We start from the raw sequence: 20,209 nt of genomic DNA, 5'->3' as shown, positions 1-20,209 counted from the left end.
CCAGGGTAGTCTATGAACCATGAATAGACCCGCCGTACGCGATGCCGCGCTCCTCATCTTCCGCGCGGTGCTGGGAGTAATCTTCGTGGCGCACGGCGTGGACAAGATGTTCTTTAGCGGGATGGACGAAATTACCGGGCAGTTCTCCGCCATGGGGGTCCCACAGCCGCAGACCTCGGCATACTTGGCTGCCTTCGCGGAAATGCTGGGCGGGGCGGCCCTGGTGGTAGGCCTTCTCACGACCTTTGTTGCGGGGGCTTTAGCGCTGCTCATGGCGTGCGCATTGTATTTCGTGCACATCGGTAACGGTCTCTTCGCGGCCGATGGCGGCATCGAGTACCCGCTGGTTCTCATCGTGTCATTGCTCATGATCGTGGTCTTCGGTTCCGGCCGGGCGAGCGTGGATGGAGTGCTGAGCCGTGCTGACGCATGAGCAAGTGCAGGCAGCGATTTCCGCGCAGTTAGACGGGGAAGCCCCGCAGCTGTCGCCTGACGTCATCGAGGCACACGTTTCCAGCTGCCCAGACTGTGCGGCCTTCCGGGACAAGGCAGCGGCTCTATCCCGGTCGTTGAGCCTTGTGGAACCGGATGGAGCACCGCCGCAGGATCTATCCGAGGTAATCCTCGCTGGCGTGGAGCCAGAATGGCAGCGAGCTTCGAGCACCCGGCAGGCTTCGCTGTCGTTGGCGCGAGTAGCCCTCGGTGTGCTGTCCGTGGCATTTCTTGTGTGGGCGATTGTGGTCGTCGTCAGTGCTTCGGGTTTGACCACCCTGGAGAGCGAAGGGACCCTTGCAGAAGGCGCTGACCCGGAGCGCGCGCGCCTGTTGATCGAGGCCGCAGCACTGCGCTTCGGCCTTGCCAGCGGTTTGGGTTTTGCTGCATGGCGCCCTGCCTCAGCGCCCGGATTGCTGCCGGTGGCGTGCACAATGTTCGCGTTCCTGTGCGGCTTTACCATGCGCGATTTTGCCCTGGGCAGCGTCGCCGCGGGGCAGCTTTATATCCTCATCGGCACCGGGCTCGCCACCGCCTGCCTGGGCTGGGCTTGGGCGGCGGACCGGGGGTTCCTGCTGCGGGACGTTTATCGGACGCTATCTGCTAGCCCGCGTTAGGTCCACGACGGCAGCCACATGATGGAGTTGTACCAAGAATCCGGGATCATGTAGCCGTAGAGAATCGGGGAGAAGTAGGCAAACATCGCGACAACGAGTGCGGCGTAGCACACCGTGATGAAGGTGCCCAGCGGCATCGCGGAACCGAAGAGCCTTGTGAGCCAGTGCCATTCCAGTTTGCGGCCGCGCCCGATCATTTGGCCCAAGGCCAACGCGATGAGCACGATGATGAACGGGATAAACGCCGTGGCATAAAAGAAGTACATCTGGCGGTCGAAGACCGCTAGCCAGGGTAGGAAACCCGCCGCGGCGCCCACGAGCGGAATGAGGAAGGCGCGGTTGCGGCGCACGAGCAAGGACCACAGTCCCCACAGCACCGCTGGAATGACCAGCCACCAAATGGCCGGGGTGCCAAACAGGTACAGCATCTTGCGGCAGGATCCGCCGTCGCCACAGGAAATGTCAGTGGAGGAGTAGTAGAGGATGGGGCGCGCGGCCACCAGCCAGGCCCACGGCTTGGAATCCCAGGGGTGGCTGTGGCCGCCTGAAGTGGTCAAGGAGGCGTGGAATTCCAGCACGGAGGAGTGGTAGTAGAACCAGCCGGCGAGGGGCTCGGGGAGGTTGAGCAGCCAGGACCCTTCTTCGATAGTGCCGTCCACCTTGGCGTGGCGGTAGACGGCGGTTTCATCGGCGAACCAAGCGCGCCATGACCACGCGTAGAGCGCTACAGGAACCGCGACGATGGAGGCGAGGGCCGCGGGCGTATCGCGTACCAGCGTGCCCACGATGTAGCGGCGCACGCCATAAAGACGGCGCAGCGCGAGGTCCGAGAAGACGCTCATGAGGCCGAAGAACATGATGTAATACAGGCCCGACCACTTCACAGAAAGTGTTAGCCCCAGGAAGACACCGGCTGCAAAGCGCCACCACCGGAAACCAAAACGAGGACCGAAGTCGGAATCACCCATAGTGCCCGAAAAGAAAGCGGCGTGGAGGCGCTCGCGCATCTGCTGGTGGTCGCGCGCCAAGGCCCATGCGGCGGCAACGACGAAGAAGACTTGGAAGATGTCCAGCATGCCAAACTTGGAGGCAACGAGAAGCACACCATCGCACACTGCGAGGAGACCGGCCAGGAATCCAACCTGCCATGAACCGGACAATCGGCGAGCCAGCGCCATTGTCAGCAGGACCGTGCCCACGCCAAAAAGCGCGGCCATGCAGCGCCATCCCAATGGGGTATAGCCGAAGAGAGCCTCCGAAATCGCAACAATCTGTTTGGCCAGCGGCGGGTGGACGACAAGGCCATAGCCCGGATTGGACTCAATACCGCCGATAAAAAGGTTATGCCAGCTGGTAACCATGTCCCAGGCCTGCGGCACGTAGTGCTTCTCATCGAAGACGGGCGTGCCTTCGGAGACCGGGGAGGTCAGGCCAATGAAGCGCGTGAGGAAAGCCAGCGCCGCGATGATCACGGTGCTGATCGTGTCAGCCGTTGTCCAGACATAGGGCCGGGGAGCAGGAGGCGCTGGCCGGGTATGGGCGCCGCGTGCGATAGACGGACGCGGGCGCTTGATGCGGCCAGATCGATCGGTAGGGGTTGCGATACTCACTCGGATGAGTCTAGCGTGCGTGTGCCATGCTGGGGAGTATGAGTCTTCAGCTTGAACCCTTGCCGCGTGGGGTCATCCTTGCCGCCACGCCGCTGGGAAATCCCGGTGACGCTTCAGCCCGCTTGATGCAAGCTTTGGGTCACGCAGATGTCATTGCCGCGGAAGATACCCGTCGCGTTCGCAATCTGGCCCAGGCATTAGGGGTGGAGATCCGCGGCAGGGTGGTGTCCAATTTCGACCACAACGAAGAGGAGCGTTCGCGCGCTCTCGTCGCCGCCGCCCGGACCGGGACAGTGCTCGTGGTGTCCGACGCCGGTATGCCCCTAGTGTCTGATCCTGGGCACTCCATCGTCACCGCAGCAGTGGAAGCAGACGTGCCCGTGACCTGCTTCCCAGGACCCTCGGCGGTGCCGACGGCTCTTGCGCTGTCTGGTTTGGGAGTGGGGCATTTTCTCTTCGATGCCTTCCCGCCGCGCAAGCCCGGGCCGCGCAAGGCGTGGCTGGAGTCCTTGGTGGGGGAGCAGCGCGCGATTGCGTTCTTCGAGTCCCCGCACCGTTTGGCGCAGACGCTTGGCGACGCCTCCGCGATCCTCGGCGCCGACCGTCGCGCCGCTGTGTGCCGGGAGCTGACGAAGACCTACGAGGAGATTAAGCGAGGCTGCCTAGGCGAGCTCGCGGAGTGGGCTGAAGAGAATGCGCGGGGCGAAATCACCGTAGTAATCGAGGGCGGTGAGGCCGCACCCGTGTCGATGGAGACCCTTGTTGAGCAGGTCCGCGCAGAAGTAGAGCGGGGTGTGCGTGCCAAGGATGCGTGCAAGAAGGCGGCGGCGGGAACGGCATGGTCCAACCGTGAGCTCTATGACGCTTACCTTGCTGCGCGCGGCTGAGCACCACCTCAGGTTTCTGGTGATGACCGTCTCTTTTCGGGCAATCGTTATGGCATCGTTATTCGCAGAAAGGTTGAGGGAGCCTGGGCGGTAGCTGGAGACAGAGCCGGATTGTATGGACACGCTGCACAGTTGGCATACAGGATGGTGCTGAAGGGTGTGCACTGTGTGGGGAAGTACATGGAGGAAACTGCCCGCCTTCCGAGCACTGTGGCTGTGAAATAGGCCCGCTGTGCAGCTTTTTTATGAGCGCTATGGTTTGACTAGTTGATGGGACAGCACCATGGTTTGAAGGTATGACAGACTCGACCAATACAGACAATGTGAAGGACACGGGGGTGTCTTCGGCCGCCTCCCAAGAACAAAGCTCGCCGGCCGCGTCGGATGATTACCGCACTGTCGACGAGCGCCTAGAGGCGACGTCAGCTACGAGCCAGCTTCAGGACATGCTCACCAATAAGGAGTTTGATCCTTCGGCTGCAGCTTTGCCCGTAGAAGCAGAAGAGGACGACAAATTTGGGCCCGGTGGCATCGACTCACCGATTGATTGGAGCATCGTCGGTATCGCGGGCCTCCTCATCGCTGCCTTCGTGGCATGGGGACTGGTCGCGCCGGAGAGCTTCGGTTCATTCTCCAGCAACGCTCTCAACTTTGTGGTGACAAACTTTGGCTGGGCTTATGTGCTCTTCGGCACCATCTTCGTTATTTTTGTCATCTGCATCGCGGCCTCTAAGTTCGGCACCATTCGTTTGGGCAAGATCAACGAAGAGCCGGAATTCTCCACGGTCTCGTGGATTGCGATGATGTTCGCGGCTGGCATGGGCATCGGCCTGATGTTCTACGGTGCTTCCGAGCCGCTCAACTATTTTAAGAACGGAGTTCCCGGACATGGTGAGCACGAGGTAGGAACCTCAATGGCTACGGCCATGTTCCACTGGACTCTGCACCCGTGGGCGGTTTATGCCGTCGTTGGCCTCGCCATCGCTTACTCCACCTTCCGTATCGGCCGTAAGCAGCTGTTGAGCCAGGCCTTTGTGCCGCTCATCGGCCAGCGTGCTGCCGACGGCGCCGTGGGCAAGATCATTGATATCTTGGCCATCTTTGCCACTGTCTTCGGCACTGCTTGCTCGTTGGGTCTAGGCGCTATGCAGATCCAGGCGGGCCTGGAAGCGTCCGGAATTATTGAGAACCCCACGCAAAGCGTCGTGATTGGCATCGTTGTGGTACTGACCTTGGCCTTTATCTTGTCTGCCATGTCTGGTGTGGGCAAAGGCATTCAGTACCTCTCTAACGCCAACATGGTCCTGGCAGCTCTGCTGGCCATCTTCGTGTTCATCTTTGGCCCGACGGTGTCGATTCTGAACCAGATTCCGGGCTCCATCGGTAACTACCTGGCGAACTTCACCGAGATGATCGCTCGTACCGCTGAGTCCGACAATGGAACCGCTGGCGAATGGTTGTCGACGTGGACAATCTTCTACTGGGCTTGGTGGGTTTCCTGGTCGCCGTTTGTTGGCATGTTCCTTGCGCGCATTTCCCGCGGCCGTTCTGTCCGCGAATTCTGCATTGGTGTGCTCTTGGTTCCCGCCGGTGTCTCCACCGTATGGTTCGCCATCTTCGGTGGTACGGCTATCCACATGGAGCAAAACGGCAACTCCATCTCTGGCGACTCTGCTGAGCAAGAACTGTTCAACCTCCTGCAGAACCTGCCTGGTGGTTTCGTTGCGGGCATCGTTGCCGCCCTGCTGCTGGCCACGTTCTTCATCACGTCGGCCGACTCGGCGTCGACAGTCATGGGCTCGATGTCCCAGTCCGGTGCAACCACCGCTAAGCCGTGGCTATCCGCGGCATGGGGTGTGCTCACTGCAGCCGTCGGCCTGACCCTGCTGCTGTCGAGCGAGGATTCCCTGTCGAACCTGCAGAATGTCACCATCGTGGCAGCACTGCCATTCCTCTTCATCCTTGTCGGGCTCATGTTCGCTATCTTCAAGGACTTGCGCAATGACGTGATTTACCGCGAGTACCGCGAATCCCAGGCCTTCCAGCGCAAGATGGCGCGTGAGCGTCGCCTGCACCGCGAATTCCAGCGCGAACAGGCCTTCAAGGCCCGCCGTCGCCAGCACAGCCACAAGAACTAGTTCTGGCGCGCGAGCTTTTCTCCTCTGCACCCCCTCACTGCATTGCCGGTGAGGGGGTGTTCGATAGAGTAGAGGCCATGACTGAGACAGTTGTCGTTAATGTTGCTTGGCCCTATGCCAACGGACCCCGCCACATCGGACACGTGGCGGGCTTCGGTGTTCCTTCCGACGTGTTCGCCCGTTTCCAGCGAATGCGTGGCAACGACGTCCTCATGGTTTCTGGTACCGATGAACACGGCACCCCGCTGCTGGTTCAGGCGGACAAGGAAGGCGTGACGGTGCGTGAGTTGGCGGATCGCTACAACCGCCAGATCGTCACCGACCTGGCTGGGCTCGGCCTGTCTTATGACCTCTTTACCCGCACCACGACGCGCAACCACTACGCGGTGGTGCAGGAGCTGTTCAAGGGACTCTACGAGAACGGCTACATGATTAAGGAGACCACCCAGGGTGCGATCTCGCCGTCCACTGGCCGCACTTTGCCGGACCGGTACATTGAGGGCACCTGCCCGTTGTGTGGCGCCGATGGCGCGCGCGGTGACCAGTGCGATAACTGCGGTAACCAGCTCGATCCGGTGGACCTGATTAACCCAGTATCCAAGATCAACGGCGAGACTCCGGAGTTTATTGACACCGAGCACTTCCTGCTGGATCTGCCTGCGGTCAAGGAGGTCCTCGAAGAGTGGTTGAAGACTCGTGAGGATTGGCGCCCCAACGTTCTCAAGTTCTCCCTCAACCTGCTGGAGGACATGCGCCCGCGCACCATGACCCGAGACATCGACTGGGGAATTCCCATTCCAGTCGAGGGCTGGGAGGACAATGGTGCGAAGAAGCTCTATGTGTGGTTCGACGCGGTCATTGGTTACCTGTCTTCTTCCATCGAGTGGGCACACCGCACCGGCAACCCGGACGCGTGGAAGGATTACTGGCAGAACCCGCAGGCGCGCCACTACTACTTCCAGGGCAAGGACAACATCACCTTCCACTCCCAGATCTGGCCAGCGGAGCTCTTGGGCTATGCGGGTAAGGGCTCCAAGGGCGGTGAGCTGCACACCTATGGTGAGCTCAACCTGCCGACGGAAATCGTGTCTTCGGAGTACCTGACCATGTCTGGGTCCAAGTTCTCCTCTTCCAAGGGCGTCGTTATCTACGTCAAGGACTTCCTTGAGGAGTTCGGTCCTGACGCGCTGCGCTACTTCATTGCCGTTGCCGGTCCGGAAAACAACGACACCGACTTCACCTGGGATGAGTTCGTGCGCCGCATTAACAACGAGCTCGCCAACGGCTGGGGCAACCTGGTTAACCGCACCGTGTCGATGGCGCACAAGAACTTCGGTGAGGTGCCGGCACCGGCCGCGCTGGAGCAGGCAGATAAGGACATCTTGTCGCTTGCAGAGGAAACCTTTGCCACCGCCGCGGGCTTCCTCGAGCAGTCCAAGTTTAAGCAAGCCATGACCGCCATCATGCACGTCGTGGGTGAGGCCAATGCCTACATCGCTGCTATGGAGCCGTGGAAGCTGGCCAAGGATGAGACCCAACGTGAGCGGCTGGCCACGGTGTTGTGGACCGCGCTGCAGGTGGTCTCCGATTGCAACGTGATGCTGACCCCGTTCCTGCCCTTTACCGCCCAAAAGGTGCACGAGACCCTGGGCCGCGAGGGAGTGTGGGCCGCACAGCCGCGCATCGAGGAAGTGGCGGATGACATGCCGGTTGAACTTGTTGGCGTAAACCTTCCGCCGGAGAATCACCCGTACCCGATCATCACGGGTGACTACTCCGCGCAGCAGGCCGCGTGGAAGCGATTCGACATAACCCCGGGGACCGCGCTGCAGAAGCCGAAGCCGCTGGTGGCTAAACTTGCCCCAGAGCTCGGTGAGACCGGCCCGGAGTGGGCCCCGGTTCAGAAGTAAAGGCGTGGGCTCGGCGTTTCGGCGCTCGCTTGCGCCCTTCCTGCTCTTTTCCGTTGTTTGCCTCACCGCGCTGAACCTGCGTTCGGGTATTGCTTCGGTGGCACCGGTGCTGGGGCAGATCCAAGACTTTTTTGGAATCAGCTCTGGGCAGGCAGGTTTGTTGACCGCGCTGCCGGGGCTGTGTTTTGCCGCCATGGGGTTGGCGGCGGTTCCCATCGCGCGCCGTGTGGGCCTAAGCCGTACCTTGGCCGGCGGCACGGTGGCCTTGGTTGTGGGGCTCGGCCTGCGTCCATGGGTAGGTAGCTTTCCGCTTTTCGTCGTGCTTACCCTGTGCGTTGTTGCCGGCATCGCGCTAGCAAATGTGCTGCTTCCTGCATGGATCAAGCAGCATGGGTCGGGCCGCACGTTGGTGGCGCTGATGACCACCTACACCACGATGTTGGGCGTTTCCAGTGCACTCGGCCCATTGTCCGCGGTGACACAAAAATCGTGGCAAGGTGCGTTGTGGATTTGGTGCCTGCCCGCCATCGCCCAGCTGGCGGCTTGGATAGTGGTCCTACCCAAGGCCGGCAAGGACGTCGCCCACGGCACGGTTGATGGCGCGGAAGTGCAACGCCCCATGTTCACCTCACCCACTGCGGTGGCCATGCTCTTTTTCTTCGGATTGCAGTCCACCATGGCCTATGTCCAGATGGGCTGGCTGCCGCGCATGCTGGTAGAAAAAGGCGTGAGTGAGAACACCGCCAGCGTGGCGCTGGCCGTCATCGGAGTCTTCAATATTCTCGGCGGCGTAGTCATGCCGTGGCTCATCTCGCGTCTTAACCGCCTGACTCCCGTTCCCGTGGTGCTTTCTTTGTGCACGTGTGCCGGGTGGGGTGGAGTGCTCGTGGCTGCCGACGCCGCCCCGCTGGCCTGGGCCTCGTTGATGGGGATCGGCGGTATGTGCTTCCCATTGGCGCTTGCTCTGCTCACTGCCCGCACGCGCACCGCGCTCACCACGGCGCGGCTCTCCGGCTTCGTTCAGCCGGGCGGCTACGTCTTGGCGGGCCTCGTACCGTTGTCCGTGGGAGTGGTGCGCGGGGCCACCGGGGATTGGACCGCTGTGCTCATTGGTCTCATGGTGCTCTGTTTCTGCATGCTGGTCGCGGGCCTGCGTGCGACGACGCGTGTCTACATTGACGACGAGCTCGCTGCCTAGCAGGTCCTCGCCAGTTGCGGTAGCTTTTGTGTTACAGCGTTAGTTAGAGTTAACGTCTCGCGTTATTGACGCGTCGCGTTATGGGGGGTATGGTGCGTTTATGATTCAGTCGTTCGCGGATAGGGCCACTGAGCGTCTATGGAATCGAGAGCGGGTGCTCTCGATTGATTCACGTATTCACTCGGTAGCTCTTCGCAAGCTGAGGCAATTGGGCTACGTTCAGAGGCTCGATGAGCTTCGGATTCCTCCAGGAAATAGGCTCGAAGCTTTGAAGGGCGATCGGCGGGGTCAATACAGTATTCGTATCAATGACCAATGGCGGATCTGCTTCCGGTGGACCGCTTTAGGGCCAGAGGAGGTTGAGATCGTTGACTACCACTAACAAGCTCCCCCCAGTACACCCAGGTGAAATCCTTATGGAGGACTTTCTCAAGGACATGGGGATTACCCAACACAAACTCGCTGTTTCGATAGGGGTCCCGCCTCGACGTATTAACGAAATCGTCCACGGAAAGCGGGCTATTACCGCCGATACGGCTCTTCGTTTGGCTAAATATTTTGGAATGTCCCCACAGTTCTGGCTGGGACTGCAGACTCACTACGATTTGGATGTCGCGGAAGACAAAATTCTTGCTGAGTTGGACGATATTGTGCCGCTTCAGGCAGCGTCGGCTTAACTTGTGCGCGGGGAGTGACTGAGCAGCACAGTGTGAGTCTCTTGGGTTGAAACTGCCGTTGTTGCCAAAGTTTCCCGCTTCGTCTCAGGATCTGGCCAGATCTTTGGCAACAATGGCAGTGCCGTCACTGAGGTGGGGCGTAGGGCAGTGCCGTCACTGGGGTGGGGCGGCAATCAAGCCGCTTTAGGAGCGGTTGAAGTCGCGCTGCAGGTGCACCAGCCCTAGCCGCACGCCGTCTTTGGTGTGGATATTGGGCATGCGGCCAGTCTCCACAAAACCGAACTTCTTGTGTAGGGCGATGGAGGACTCGTTGGTGTCCACGATGTAGGTGATCATCGTCTCCACGTAGTCATTTTCCTTTGCGTGATCCATGAGCGTGTCCATGAGCTCGCTGCCCACGCCCTTGCCGCGCGCTGATTCCGCGATGTAAATGGAGTCCTCTGCCGTGCCGTAGTAGATGGCTGGGGTGACGAATTGGAAGTAGGCGGCCCAACCGACAATTTCGTCGTCGTCCACGGCGACATAGACCGGATAGTTGTCCTTTTCCATCTGCGCCAGCCACTTCTCGCGGTCCTCTACGGACTCCTGCCATGTGACGAGGTTGGCGGCCGGTTTCGCGGCGGAGGCGGAGTTGTAGATGGCGGCGATTGCGGAGGCGTCGGCAAGCTCTGCGGGACGGACGTGCATGATGTTCCTTAAACCATGAGTTGCAAGTGGGTGAGGTCTATCCAGCGCCCAGCTTTGCGGCTGACTTCTTTTAACGTTCCTACAGTGGCAAAGCCGAACTTTTCATGCAACTTGATGGATGCGGCGTTGTCCGCCACGATGAGTGCCAGCAGCGTATGGACCTGCTCTGCCTCGCGGGCATGCTCAACGACTGCACCGAGCAAGCGCGTGCCCACCCCGCGGCCGTGCGCTGCGGGATCAACGTAGATCGTGGTCTCGTAGCATCCCAGCCACACCTTGGGATCGCGGTAGGGGCGGTAGAGAGCCCAGCCCAAGTACGTGCCGTCGTCAGTGAAAGCCACGAAGCAGGGGCAGCCGTCGCGGCGTAGCTGGTGGAGATACTCGGTGCGCTCTTCCACCGTGGCGGGTTCGCTGCGAAAGATGAAGTGGGTCTCTCGGATGGCCCAATTCAGCGTGGCGGTCATCGCGGGGACGTCGGCGTCCGTCGCTTCACGGATAATCATGCGCGCAAGACTACACTCGCAGCCATGTCTAAGAAGAAGCCACGCCCCACGCCCGTTCCCGCCGAAGGTTTGAGCCAGCTTATCGACGCCCACACGCACCTCGCCTCCTGCCGCGACGATGATTCCGAGCTCGTTGAGCGTGCTCGTGCTGCTGGTGTTGAGCGCATCGTTACCGTGGGTGATGGCTTGGCTGAGGCGGAGAAGGCTTTGGCGGCGGCGCAGGAATTCGACAACGTGTATGCCGCGTGCGCCATTCACCCCACTAAGGCGGCTGAACTTAATGAGGCTGCTCGTTTGCGCTTGAGCGAGATGGCTGCGGATCCGCGTTGCGTGGCCATCGGGGAGACAGGCTTAGATACCTATTGGATTCACCACGAGCCGGAAACCACCGCGCCCCTCGAGGTGCAGGAAGAGGCTCTTCGTTGGCACGCGGAATTGGCGGCCAAGGTGGGAAAGACGCTGATGATCCACAACCGCGAGGCCGATGAGGACCTCATGCGTGTGCTGGGGGATTGCCCCGAGCCGCCGACGGTGATGCTGCACTGCTTTTCCTCGCCGCTCGCCGTGGCCAAAGAAGCCCTTGAGCGCGGCTATGTTCTGTCTTTCGCCGGCAACGTTACTTTCAAGCGTAATGAGGAAATGCGCCAGGCCGCTGCCATTGCCCCGGCAGGGCAACTGCTGATTGAAACGGATGCGCCGTACATGACGCCGGAGCCTTTCCGGGGAGCGCGTAATGAGCCCTCCTTGATTGGGCACACGTATCGTTGTGTGGCGCAGGCGCGTGGTCAAGAAGTGGAGGATCTCGCGGCGGAGGTGGCCACGACCTTCGCGCGGGTCTTTGGCGTGTGAGGATTTTCACTTTATCTAAAGGTGCTGCTCAGTGGTGGCGCACGTGTTTGTTGTGACGAGTGTGCTGCTAGTGGCCGCGGCGCGTGAATGCATTTCGTAAGTTACGTTCTGTTACCGTATTGTTATTCAAAGTTAGTCCGGTATTGATGTCGCCGGCGGGCGCGCGTGGGGCGCGCCGTGACAGGTGTTCAGAATGCGGGTTGCTGCATTGTGAATACGAAGCATCGTGAAGACGAGTAAAGGTTTATGTCCCCGAAGAAGCAGATCAAGCGAATCAACAATTCCCGCTCTTTGCCGCTGCGCATGGCTACCGGTGGTGTGCTTGGCACCCTAGCCGTGGGCGGCGTCGTTGCCGTCAGCACGCAGAAGGACATCACGCTTGACGTGAACGGCGAGACCACTCAGCTGGCCACTTTCGCCGGTGATGTCAACGCTGCCCTCGAGGCTGCCGGAGTCAAGGTTGGGGGAGAGGACGTTGTCTACCCGGCCCTGTCGGAGCAGGTTGCTGACGGTGATTCGATCACCGTTCGCACTGCCAAGCCTGTCGCGGTTACCATCGATGGCGTCGAAAAGCAGCTCTCTTCCACCGATCTCACGGTGTCTGACCTGCTGGGCGGCCTCGATGGAATCGCCCCGGGTGCTGCCATCACTTCCGGTTCCAAGACCGTGGAGGAGGATGAAACGGTGACTGAGGGAATGAACCTTGAAGTGGTGTCCCCGAAGATCGTCAAGCTTACTGACGGCGGTTCCGTTTCCTATGCCAGCGTTGCGGCCAAGACTGTGGGGGACGTGCTCGAGGCTCGTGGAATCACGGTGGGCAAGGATGACCGCGTATCCCCAGCTCTGGATACGCCGGTGAAGGCGGGTACCGCCATTACTGTGGACCGCGTCGAGATCTCCGAAGAGGAAAAGACGGAGGACTTTGACGCGCCGGCTAATTATGTCGATGACCCAGAGCTCGAGGAAGGCACTGAGGAAGTCCGCGAGGAGGGAACCCCCGGTTCGCGCGCCGTGACCCGCAAGATTGTCAAGGTCAACGGCAAGGAAGAATCCAACGAGATTATCAAGGAAGACGTGCGCAGGGAGGCCGTTGCTGCCGTGATTGCGCGCGGAACCAAGCCGAAGTCCACCGCGCCGGCCGTTGCGGATGGCTCCGTGTGGGATTCCATCGCACAGTGTGAGGCAACCGGAAACTGGGCAATCAACACAGGCAATGGTTTCTCCGGTGGCCTGCAGTTCACCCCGTCGACCTGGGCTGCTTTTGGTGGCACCGAGTATGCCCCGGAGGCATGGCAGGCTTCTCGCGAGCAGCAGATCGCTGTGGCAGAGAAGGTTCAAGCCGCGCAGGGCTGGGGTGCATGGCCTGCGTGTACCGCCAAGCTCGGCCTGCGCTAAAGCTTACGAGCCACGCGTATTAGTCTGAGTGGTATGACTCAACCCCATCTGCTGGGCCCAGTGGAGATCCGCGAACTCGCCGCTGAGCTTGACGTGACGCCGACGAAGAAGCTGGGCCAGAACTTTCTGCATGACCCGAACACCATCCGCCGCATCGTCGCTGCTGCCGACTTGTCCCCAGAGGACCGCGTGGTTGAGGTGGGCCCCGGGCTGGGTTCGCTGACCCTGGGGCTGTTGGGGGAAGTTGCGCACGTGACGGCCGTGGAGATTGACCCGCGTCTGGCTGGCAAACTGCCGGATACCGTGGCCGCGCGGGCAGCCGACTTTGCGGATCGCCTTTCCGTGGTGGAGAAGGATGCGCTCACCGTTGAAGCAGGTGAGTTGGGGGACCCCACCGCCTTGGTGGCCAACCTTCCCTATAACGTCGCGGTACCGGTGTTGCTCCACCTGCTGGAGGTCTACCCATCCATTCGCCGCGTTTTGGTCATGGTGCAGCTGGAGGTTGCTGAGCGCCTCGCCGCCGCGCCGGGCAACAAGGTCTACGGCATTCCTAGTGTGAAGGCATCTTTTTATGGCCCGGTTAGGCAAGCCGGGACAATCGGCAAGAACGTGTTTTGGCCGGCGCCGAAGATTGAGTCGGGCCTGGTGCGCATTGACTGCACCCGCCCCTTCGACGAGGCGCTGCGCCCGCGGCTTTTCGCGCTGATTGACGCCTCCTTTGCCCAACGCCGCAAGACCCTCCGCGCCGCCTTGGCGGGCTTTTATGGCTCCGCCGCGGCAGCCGAGGAGGCGCTGCGCGCGGCGAATATCGATCCGCGCCTGCGCGGCGAGAAGCTAGGTGTGGAGGACTTCGTTAGATTGGCGGAAGCCTCATGAGCAAGGCGGTAAACGAGTCTCCGCAGCTCTGGCAGGCGCGTGCCCACGCCAAGGTTAATCTGCACCTGGGTGTGGGCGAGGCCCGCGCGGATGGTTTCCACGAGCTGGCCACCGTGTTCCAATCCCTCGATGTACACGACCGCGTGAGCTACCGCTGGGGCGAGGGCTGTGCCGTGGAGGTCACGGGTAACCACGCGACAGGTGTGCCGGCATCGACCGAGAACCTGGCATGGCGCGCGGTGGAGCTGGTGACGAAAAACCTCATGCTACCGGCAGCTGGCACGCTCACGATGGAAAAGAACATCCCCGCTGCCGGCGGGATGGCCGGCGGCTCCGCCGATGCTGCCGCGGCCCTGCTTTTGGCCAATCACGCGCTGAGCGCTGAGTTTGGTCGGGAGCCTCTCAGCATGGAAAAGCTCTACGAACTCGCCGCGGAACTCGGCTCCGATGTGCCTTTTACCCTCATAGGCGGCACGGCTTTGGGACGCGGCCGCGGTGAGCTTCTGACCCCGATGCTGGCGCGTGGGCGCTATATCTGGGCGATCATCACCAATGCTGAGGGCTTGTCGACGCCGTCGGTATTCCGCAAGCTGGATGAGCTGCGGGATGCCGGACGCGGAAGCGCCCCGCACCTCGATACTGAAGCCGTGGGCCAAGCCCTCGTAGGCGGTAACCCCCGCGAGCTCGCCGCAGTGATGCACAATGACCTCCAGCCAGCAGCACTCTCGCTGCGCCCGGACTTGCGCAAGATTCTGGATACTGGTGAGGCCGCCGGTGCCCTCAAGGGAATTGTCTCCGGTTCCGGTCCTACCTGCGCCTTCCTCTGCGAAGACGAGGAGACCGCGCAGGAGGTGGTGGCCCAGGTGTGCGCCGATAACCGCGGAACCCGCGGATTGGTGACCTATGGGCCGGCTACCGGCGCAACGCTGGTCTAACACCAGCAGGGTGAATGGTGGAGGCCCTTAGAGGACGGCCATCTCTACGGGCTTGACATCGAGCTTGTAGCGCTGTGGTTCTTGGTCGCCGAGGAGGTCAAGAACGACCAGTTCCTGCTTGTTTGCGTCGGTGACGTAGGCATAGCCGTTGGCTGCCTTCAGGATTGGCCCTGGCTGCTGCCACTCCTCGTTTTCCTTCCACGGGGAGATGGCGTCAATCTTTTTCGTTATCTCGCCGGAATCCGGATCGATGATGTTGAGCTTGCCGTCGGTCGTGAGCACCAGTGCCTCGCCCAAGGGCCCGCGGGCCAAGGAACGGAACCAATAGGACTCGCCGAGCTCGACCTTCGTGGCAGAGTAGTCCTCCGTATTGATGAGGGTCACTGAGGTGGGGCGCTCGAAGTCGGCATCCTTGTCGGTCTTGTTATCCGCCAGAATGACGTTGGACTCCTCTGAGCCTGCAGAGTTGCCGGAGCGCTGGTAGCCGTCTTTGCCTGCATAGGCGGAAGCGTCGATCTTGTGGAATTCAGTTCCGTCGAAGACGATGGGCCCGTCCTCGCATCCGAAGAAGAGGGAGCCATTGCCAGCGGCAGCTTCGCCGTGAACACCAGGACACTCGGTGGTTTCCGCAAGGACCTTGCCAGACTTATCCACATGCTGGATGGTGTGGCGCTCATCTTCGGTGCCCTTCGTGGTGACCACGGAGCCGTCTTTCAGCGGAACCGCGACGCCGTGGTGCGCAGCACCTGTCTCGACGGTGTTGACCGGCTGGGCGTCTTCCTTGCCGAAGTCCTCGGTCTTGTAGATCTTTGCTACACCATCTCCGTCGGAGAAGAGCGCGGTAAAACCATCGTGGTGAACCACGTGGCCGGCGTGAGGTGCGTCGATGGAAGCGTCGTCAAGCTGCGGCTGAGCCGCGTAGTAGTGCTTGTGATCTCCGTGTGGCTTGGTGATGCGCCCGGTGTCGTAGGTGAGGAAGCTATCGCCTTTGGTCACCATGATGTGGCGGTTATCGCCGGCATCGCTAAGCCGGAGAAATGCTTTGAGCTTTTCGTTGTCGATGACCTCACCGGTCTCTCCATCGAGCGTGGTGAGACCGTCCTTATGGGAGATGAGGACACGAGGTGGAAGCTCTGCCACCTCGGTTTCGCCAGCAGAGGCTTCGAAGCCGTCATGGCTGTGCTCTCCGTTATGGCCTTCACCGTGTTCGTCATGCGCGTGGGAGGCTTCAGCGCTGGAGGGAGACGGAGCGTCATTGCTCTCGGGGGAGGAACAGGAGGACAGGGTGAGGATGCTTGCGGAAAGTGCGGCGCACAGGATGAGGTGTTCTTTTTTCATGGTGTTGCAGAGTATTGGAAATGAAAATCGATAGCAATAAAGGTAATGGTGCGGGGGTAACCGGGCTGAGGCACTAAGATGGACTCTCGATATGGCGAACCTCATTAACCTGGAAAATGTAACCAAGTCCTTTGGTCTGAAGACCCTGCTGGACGGGGTCTCCCTCGGTGTTCAAACCGGTGACCGCATCGGCATCGTCGGCGTCAACGGCGGCGGCAAGACCACGCTGCTGGAGGTCCTCACCGGCATTGAGCCGCCGGACGCGGGCCGCGTATCCCACAACTCGGATTTGCGCATGGCGGTGGTAACCCAGCGGTTCGAGCTGGAGGAGTCCCTCACCATCGCCCAAGTCATCATCGAACCGCTCGGGCTGGAAACCTTCGAGTGGGCTTCTAACGCCAAGGTGCGCGATGTCCTCGGCGGCCTCGGCATTGTTGACTTAGGGCTAGACACCCCTGTGGGATCGCTCTCCGGTGGTGAGCGCCGCCGCGTCAACCTGGCCGCCGCACTCGTTCAAGACCTCGACATCGTGGTTCTCGACGAGCCGACCAACCACCTCGACGTCGAGGGCGTGCAATGGCTGGCCAGCCACCTGCTTTCGCGCAAGCTGGCGGTGGTCGTTGTCACGCACGACCGCTGGTTCCTCGACACTGTGGCCACCACGACCTGGGAGGTGCACGACGGCGTCGTCGATGCCTACGAGGGCGGCTATAACGACTGGACCTTTGCCCGCGCTGAGCGCGCCCGCCAAGCCGATGCCATCGAGCAGCGCCGCCAGAATCTGGCGCGCAAAGAGCTGGCGTGGCTGCGCCGCGGGGCGCCTGCCCGTACCTCGAAGCCGCGCTACCGCATTGAGGCAGCCGAGGCACTCATCGCGGATGTTCCCGCGCCGCGCGACAAGGTCGAGCTCATGGCCTTCTCTAAGCAGCGCCAGGGGCGAGTCGTCATCGAGCTTGAGGATGCAAAGGTCACGACACCAGATGGCCGCACGCTGGTGGATCACCTCACCTGGCGGCTGGCGCCGGGCGAGCGCATCGGCCTCGTCGGCGTTAATGGTTCCGGCAAGACCACGCTGCTGCGCGCGCTTGCTGGCGAAGTCGAGCTTGCCGCTGGCAAGCGCATTGAGGGCAAGACCGTGCGCCTGGGGTGGCTGCGCCAGGAGCTCGATGACCTGGATCCACAGCGCCGGCTTCTCGACGCCGTCGAAGACGTCGCCACCTACGTCCACCTGGGCAAGAAAGAGCTTTCTGCCTCCCAGCTGGCCGAGCGCCTGGGCTTTTCCGCCAAGCGCCAGCGCACACCCGTCGGTGACCTATCGGGCGGTGAGCGCCGCCGTTTGCAGCTGACCCGTGTGCTCATGGCGGAGCCAAACGTGCTGCTTCTCGACGAGCCCACGAACGACCTCGACATCGATACCCTCCAAGAGCTTGAATCCTTGCTGGACTCGTGGCCGGGAACCTTGGTGGTCATTTCTCACGACCGCTACCTCATTGAGCGCATCGCGGACAACACCTATGCGCTGTTTGGGGATGGCAAGCTCACCAACCTGCCGGGCGGAATCGAGGAGTACTTGCGCCGCCGCCAGGAGATGGAAGCCGCCACCGCCGGTGGTGTGCTCGACTTGGGCGAGGCTTCGAAGAACGCCGATGGTCAGCGTACGGAAACCGCCCCGGTAAAACGGCTGAGTTCCCAGGAGGAGCGCGAGCTGACCAAGAAGATGAACGCGCTGGAGCGCAAGATGGGCAAGCTCGACGACAAGACGGCGAAGCTGAATGAAAAGATGGCGCAGGCCGCGGAGAAGATGTCTTCCGGAGAGGGAAACAGCGGCGAGCTGGCCAAGCTCGACGCCGACCTCAAAGCGGTGGCCGCCGAGCGCGAGGAGCTAGAGATGGAATGGCTGGAGCTGGGGGAGAAGCTGGAAGGCTAGTGTTCGACGGCTAGTGCTCGCCAGCGAAGGCCAGTCTTACCCGAAGAATGCTGCGATGGCGAGCATGGCCGGCAAGGAGAGAAAAGTGGTGAGGAAGACCGTATCGCGCGCCACCGTCTCTCCCGATTGGTAGGTCGCGGCGTAGTTGTAAACGTTCTGCGCGGTCGGAAGCGCAGACAAGATGAGTGCCGCGTATAGCTCCTTGCCGCTCAGGCCCAAGGCTAGGCCCGTCGCCAAGGCGATGGCTGGCATGGCTGCGAGCTTGAGCACGGTGGCGGTCATGGTTGGTAGGCGGTCGCTAGCCAGCAACCCGTCTCCAGTGAGGGAAGCTCCGAAACTCATCAGGATCATTGGGATGGAGGCCCCGCCGAGGATCTCGAGGGGCGCCATGATGACCTCTGGCACGTGCCAGCCTGCCGCAGAAACGATGAAGCCGGCGACGGCAGCGATGACAACCGGTGCCGTAAGCCCAGAGAACACAGAGCTGCTTATCGAGCGCAGGCTTGTCCCCTGTGCATTGAGACCGGCGATGATGAAGGGGGAGAGCACTGCCATCTGGAGCACGAGTGCTGGCACCACAAAGGTGGCATCACCGATGACATAGGTGGCGATGGGCAGCCCGATGTTGACGGAGTTGTAATAGCTGGCCGCGGCCGCTCCGGCCATCGTCTCAGCCCCGCTGCGGCGGAAGAATACCAGGCTGAGAAAGCCATACAGCGCCATCGTGGCGACCGAAGCAATCGCGATGACAGCGACAACCGGAGACATAAAAGTAGAGGTATCCGAGGTGGCCACGCTGGAGAAGATGAGCGCCGGAGTCGCAGCCCAGAACGCAGTGCGGTTGAACTGCAGGCGCGCCTCACCGTGGCCGATAACGCCCCGGTGCCCCAGAATGAACCCCACACCGATAACCACAAAAATGATGGCAAACCCGGTTAAGACATCCAGCACCAGTGATCAACCTCTCGAAGAATTCTAAAAGCAAGTCTTCGGTCATTCTTCCACGCCAGTCTTTTCCACCGGCAGCTGATAACAAAGTGATATCGAAAATGCCGTATGACCGGGAAGTCTTTTTTAACGCGGGCGGACTTATGGCACAGTGGTATTTATGAATTCTTTGCGTCGCGTTTCCCGTCTGTCCGCTACCTCCGCCGTGGCGGTATCCCTCACCGCCCTTCTTTCGGTGTCTGCTGCCCAGGCCGCCCCGGCTAACCCATCGTCCGCACAGCCCCAGGACCTGAACCAGCTGTCTTCCCAGGCTGTGGAGCAGGTCAACTCTTTTGAAGTTGAGCTTCCTGCGCAGGCGTATGACCTGGCTAAGCAGTACAACGTCCAGCTGCCGGACTTCATCAAGAAGCCGACCCCGGCGGTGGCCGATGAGCTCGTTGGCGCAACCCATGCCCACCTGATTAAGCAGGGCCACCACGACGATGCCAACGCCAAGAACATTGCCCAGGAGTGGGCAAACCAGGCTGCGGCCGGCAAGGTTACCTTCCAAGACAATGCTGGCGATGGCCTGACTCACCTGGAAGAGGGCAGCGGTAACATTTACAAGCTCACGGAGCAGGAAGCGAAGGATCGCGTGAACTGGCTCAACCGCGACGTCCCCGTGACTAAGACTGACGGCACCGGCTTCGGTGTTGCGCAGGCCTTCGACGGCACCCACGTCTACGTTGCGGAGTACTTCTTCAACAAGTAGACCTTCAGGCGGCCGGTGATAGGCCGCTATTACAGGAGGCCCTGCCGCTACAGGCAGGGCCTTCTGCACGTTTTCGCGGAGAAGGTTACAGTGGGGCCCATGATTTTGATCAACGTACAGTTCCACGTCAAGCCCGAGTACGCCGATACCTTCCTGGAAGAGATCGACTGGTACACCAAGGCCTGCCAGGCAGAGCCCGGCTGCATCGACTTCAAGTGGTTCCGTGATCCGGAAGACAAGCAGCGCTTCCTGCTCCTCGAGTCTTATAAGGACGGCACTGATGTCGACCACGTCAACACCGAGCACTTCAAGCGTTCGTGCGAGGAGCTGCCGAAGTACCTGGTAGAGACCCCGGACATCATCAACACGCACATTGACGGTAAGACGGAATGGGACAAGATGGCTGAATTCTCGGTCTAAACCCCACGCGTTGACAAAAGCCGCCCGGCATAAGCCGGGCGGCTTTTAGCG

The 20,209-nt window shown here is 61.0% G+C and carries 20 protein-coding genes; 15 read left to right on the top strand and 5 right to left on the bottom strand.

The window, feature by feature from the left end:
• Positions 1–19 precede the first annotated feature (19 nt).
• Together HMPREF2912_RS08890 and HMPREF2912_RS08885 are read left to right on the top strand one after the other, a co-directional pair.
• Positions 20–433 carry a DoxX family protein gene (locus HMPREF2912_RS08890; RefSeq protein ID WP_070520761.1) on the top strand — a complete coding sequence of 138 codons (414 nt, stop codon included), beginning with the start codon at positions 20–22 and terminating at the stop codon, positions 431–433.
• On the top strand, positions 420–1,109 hold the full coding sequence (locus tag HMPREF2912_RS08885; protein ID WP_070520764.1) for a zf-HC2 domain-containing protein: 690 nt from the start codon (positions 420–422) through the stop codon (positions 1,107–1,109). The genes HMPREF2912_RS08890 and HMPREF2912_RS08885 overlap by 14 nt, the downstream gene beginning before the upstream one ends.
• Here the strand turns inward: HMPREF2912_RS08885 and HMPREF2912_RS08880 are convergent.
• Complete coding sequence (locus HMPREF2912_RS08880) at positions 1,106–2,719, bottom strand: dolichyl-phosphate-mannose--protein mannosyltransferase (protein WP_369816039.1); 1,614 nt, start codon at positions 2,717–2,719, stop codon at positions 1,106–1,108. The genes HMPREF2912_RS08885 and HMPREF2912_RS08880 overlap by 4 nt on opposite strands.
• 38 nt (positions 2,720–2,757) lie before the next feature.
• Here HMPREF2912_RS08880 and rsmI point away from each other — a divergent pair, with 38 nt between their 5' ends.
• From rsmI to HMPREF2912_RS08850, 6 genes are all read left to right on the top strand, one after another.
• Positions 2,758–3,606, top strand: coding sequence for a 16S rRNA (cytidine(1402)-2'-O)-methyltransferase (gene rsmI / locus HMPREF2912_RS08875; protein WP_070597491.1), 849 nt, complete (start codon positions 2,758–2,760; stop codon positions 3,604–3,606).
• A 296-nt stretch (positions 3,607–3,902) separates the two neighbouring features.
• Entirely contained in the window at positions 3,903–5,744 is a 1,842-nt protein-coding gene (locus HMPREF2912_RS08870) for a BCCT family transporter (RefSeq protein ID WP_070683862.1), read from the top strand.
• 77 nt (positions 5,745–5,821) lie between these two features.
• Positions 5,822–7,654 (top strand): methionine--tRNA ligase, encoded by a 1,833-nt coding sequence (gene metG, locus HMPREF2912_RS08865; protein ID WP_070565731.1) that lies wholly within the window; start codon positions 5,822–5,824, stop codon positions 7,652–7,654.
• Positions 7,655–7,658: 4 nt separating this feature from the next.
• Positions 7,659–8,852, top strand: coding sequence for an MFS transporter (locus tag HMPREF2912_RS08860; protein ID WP_070565733.1), 1,194 nt, complete (start codon positions 7,659–7,661; stop codon positions 8,850–8,852).
• Between the two features lie 100 nt (positions 8,853–8,952).
• Complete coding sequence (locus HMPREF2912_RS08855; RefSeq protein ID WP_070565735.1) at positions 8,953–9,234, top strand: type II toxin-antitoxin system RelE/ParE family toxin; 282 nt, start codon at positions 8,953–8,955, stop codon at positions 9,232–9,234.
• A 34-nt stretch (positions 9,235–9,268) separates the two neighbouring features.
• Complete coding sequence (locus HMPREF2912_RS08850; RefSeq protein WP_070520778.1) at positions 9,269–9,529, top strand: HigA family addiction module antitoxin; 261 nt, start codon at positions 9,269–9,271, stop codon at positions 9,527–9,529.
• Between the two features lie 183 nt (positions 9,530–9,712).
• Here the strand turns inward: HMPREF2912_RS08850 and HMPREF2912_RS08845 are convergent, their stop codons facing one another.
• Positions 9,713–10,216 (bottom strand): GNAT family N-acetyltransferase, encoded by a 504-nt coding sequence (locus HMPREF2912_RS08845; protein WP_070563396.1) that lies wholly within the window; start codon positions 10,214–10,216, stop codon positions 9,713–9,715.
• Positions 10,217–10,224: 8 nt separating this feature from the next.
• Positions 10,225–10,719 (bottom strand): GNAT family N-acetyltransferase, encoded by a 495-nt coding sequence (locus HMPREF2912_RS08840; RefSeq protein ID WP_083299263.1) that lies wholly within the window; start codon positions 10,717–10,719, stop codon positions 10,225–10,227.
• Between the two features lie 24 nt (positions 10,720–10,743).
• Between HMPREF2912_RS08840 and HMPREF2912_RS08835 the strand changes: the two genes are divergently transcribed.
• From HMPREF2912_RS08835 to HMPREF2912_RS08820, 4 genes are all read left to right on the top strand, one after another.
• Positions 10,744–11,568, top strand: a complete 825-nt coding sequence (locus HMPREF2912_RS08835) for a TatD family hydrolase (RefSeq protein ID WP_070565737.1) — start codon at positions 10,744–10,746, stop codon at positions 11,566–11,568.
• Positions 11,569–11,814: 246 nt separating this feature from the next.
• A complete protein-coding gene (locus tag HMPREF2912_RS08830; protein ID WP_070683860.1) occupies positions 11,815–12,963 on the top strand; it encodes a resuscitation-promoting factor in 1,149 nt (382 codons plus the stop codon).
• 33 nt (positions 12,964–12,996) lie between these two features.
• Positions 12,997–13,839, top strand: coding sequence for a 16S rRNA (adenine(1518)-N(6)/adenine(1519)-N(6))-dimethyltransferase RsmA (rsmA, locus tag HMPREF2912_RS08825; RefSeq protein WP_070623677.1), 843 nt, complete (start codon positions 12,997–12,999; stop codon positions 13,837–13,839).
• Entirely contained in the window at positions 13,836–14,774 is a 939-nt protein-coding gene (locus tag HMPREF2912_RS08820) for a 4-(cytidine 5'-diphospho)-2-C-methyl-D-erythritol kinase (protein WP_070623680.1), read from the top strand. Before rsmA ends, HMPREF2912_RS08820 begins: the two co-directional genes overlap by 4 nt.
• 27 nt (positions 14,775–14,801) lie before the next feature.
• On the opposite strand, the gene HMPREF2912_RS08815 is transcribed toward HMPREF2912_RS08820, so the two are convergent.
• Entirely contained in the window at positions 14,802–16,112 is a 1,311-nt protein-coding gene (locus HMPREF2912_RS08815; RefSeq protein WP_070683858.1) for a hypothetical protein, read from the bottom strand.
• 91 nt (positions 16,113–16,203) lie between these two features.
• Between HMPREF2912_RS08815 and HMPREF2912_RS08810 the strand changes: the two genes are divergently transcribed.
• Positions 16,204–18,039, top strand: a complete 1,836-nt coding sequence (locus tag HMPREF2912_RS08810) for an ABC-F family ATP-binding cassette domain-containing protein (protein WP_070683856.1) — start codon at positions 16,204–16,206, stop codon at positions 18,037–18,039.
• A 36-nt stretch (positions 18,040–18,075) separates the two neighbouring features.
• Here the strand turns inward: HMPREF2912_RS08810 and HMPREF2912_RS08805 are convergent, their stop codons facing one another.
• Positions 18,076–18,990 carry an AEC family transporter gene (locus HMPREF2912_RS08805; RefSeq protein ID WP_070683854.1) on the bottom strand — a complete coding sequence of 305 codons (915 nt, stop codon included), beginning with the start codon at positions 18,988–18,990 and terminating at the stop codon, positions 18,076–18,078.
• Between the two features lie 157 nt (positions 18,991–19,147).
• Here HMPREF2912_RS08805 and HMPREF2912_RS08800 point away from each other — a divergent pair, with 157 nt between their 5' ends.
• A complete protein-coding gene (locus HMPREF2912_RS08800; RefSeq protein WP_070683852.1) occupies positions 19,148–19,738 on the top strand; it encodes a hypothetical protein in 591 nt (196 codons plus the stop codon).
• Positions 19,739–19,837: 99 nt separating this feature from the next.
• Positions 19,838–20,158, top strand: coding sequence for a putative quinol monooxygenase (locus tag HMPREF2912_RS08795; protein WP_070520811.1), 321 nt, complete (start codon positions 19,838–19,840; stop codon positions 20,156–20,158).
• Positions 20,159–20,209: the final 51 nt, after the last annotated feature.

Origin of the sequence: Corynebacterium sp. HMSC056E09 (assembly GCF_001813425.1) — a bacterium.
In the GTDB taxonomy this organism is placed as follows: Bacteria; Actinomycetota; Actinomycetes; order Mycobacteriales; family Mycobacteriaceae; genus Corynebacterium; species Corynebacterium hesseae.
The sequence above is the reverse complement of the archived record's forward strand: the minus strand, read 5'-3'. Positions and strand labels throughout refer to the sequence as shown.

Bases quoted from the DNA above. Each gene is read 5' to 3' on its own strand.
- HMPREF2912_RS08815 (WP_070683858.1), bottom strand. From the start codon at position 16,112: ATGAAAAAAGAACACCTCATCCTGTGCGCCGCACTTTCCGCAAGCATC.
- HMPREF2912_RS08870 (WP_070683862.1), top strand. From the start codon at position 3,903: ATGACAGACTCGACCAATACAGACAATGTGAAGGACACGGGGGTGTCT.
- HMPREF2912_RS08800 (WP_070683852.1), top strand. From the start codon at position 19,148: ATGAATTCTTTGCGTCGCGTTTCCCGTCTGTCCGCTACCTCCGCCGTG.
- HMPREF2912_RS08845 (WP_070563396.1), bottom strand. From the start codon at position 10,216: ATGCACGTCCGTCCCGCAGAGCTTGCCGACGCCTCCGCAATCGCCGCC.
- rsmA (WP_070623677.1), top strand. From the start codon at position 12,997: ATGACTCAACCCCATCTGCTGGGCCCAGTGGAGATCCGCGAACTCGCC.
- HMPREF2912_RS08795 (WP_070520811.1), top strand. From the start codon at position 19,838: ATGATTTTGATCAACGTACAGTTCCACGTCAAGCCCGAGTACGCCGAT.
- metG (WP_070565731.1), top strand. From the start codon at position 5,822: ATGACTGAGACAGTTGTCGTTAATGTTGCTTGGCCCTATGCCAACGGA.
- HMPREF2912_RS08850 (WP_070520778.1), top strand. From the start codon at position 9,269: ATGGAGGACTTTCTCAAGGACATGGGGATTACCCAACACAAACTCGCT.
- HMPREF2912_RS08835 (WP_070565737.1), top strand. From the start codon at position 10,744: ATGTCTAAGAAGAAGCCACGCCCCACGCCCGTTCCCGCCGAAGGTTTG.
- HMPREF2912_RS08855 (WP_070565735.1), top strand. From the start codon at position 8,953: ATGATTCAGTCGTTCGCGGATAGGGCCACTGAGCGTCTATGGAATCGA.
- HMPREF2912_RS08810 (WP_070683856.1), top strand. From the start codon at position 16,204: ATGGCGAACCTCATTAACCTGGAAAATGTAACCAAGTCCTTTGGTCTG.
- HMPREF2912_RS08890 (WP_070520761.1), top strand. From the start codon at position 20: ATGAATAGACCCGCCGTACGCGATGCCGCGCTCCTCATCTTCCGCGCG.
- HMPREF2912_RS08840 (WP_083299263.1), bottom strand. From the start codon at position 10,719: ATGATTATCCGTGAAGCGACGGACGCCGACGTCCCCGCGATGACCGCC.
- HMPREF2912_RS08820 (WP_070623680.1), top strand. From the start codon at position 13,836: ATGAGCAAGGCGGTAAACGAGTCTCCGCAGCTCTGGCAGGCGCGTGCC.
- HMPREF2912_RS08830 (WP_070683860.1), top strand. From the start codon at position 11,815: ATGTCCCCGAAGAAGCAGATCAAGCGAATCAACAATTCCCGCTCTTTG.
- rsmI (WP_070597491.1), top strand. From the start codon at position 2,758: ATGAGTCTTCAGCTTGAACCCTTGCCGCGTGGGGTCATCCTTGCCGCC.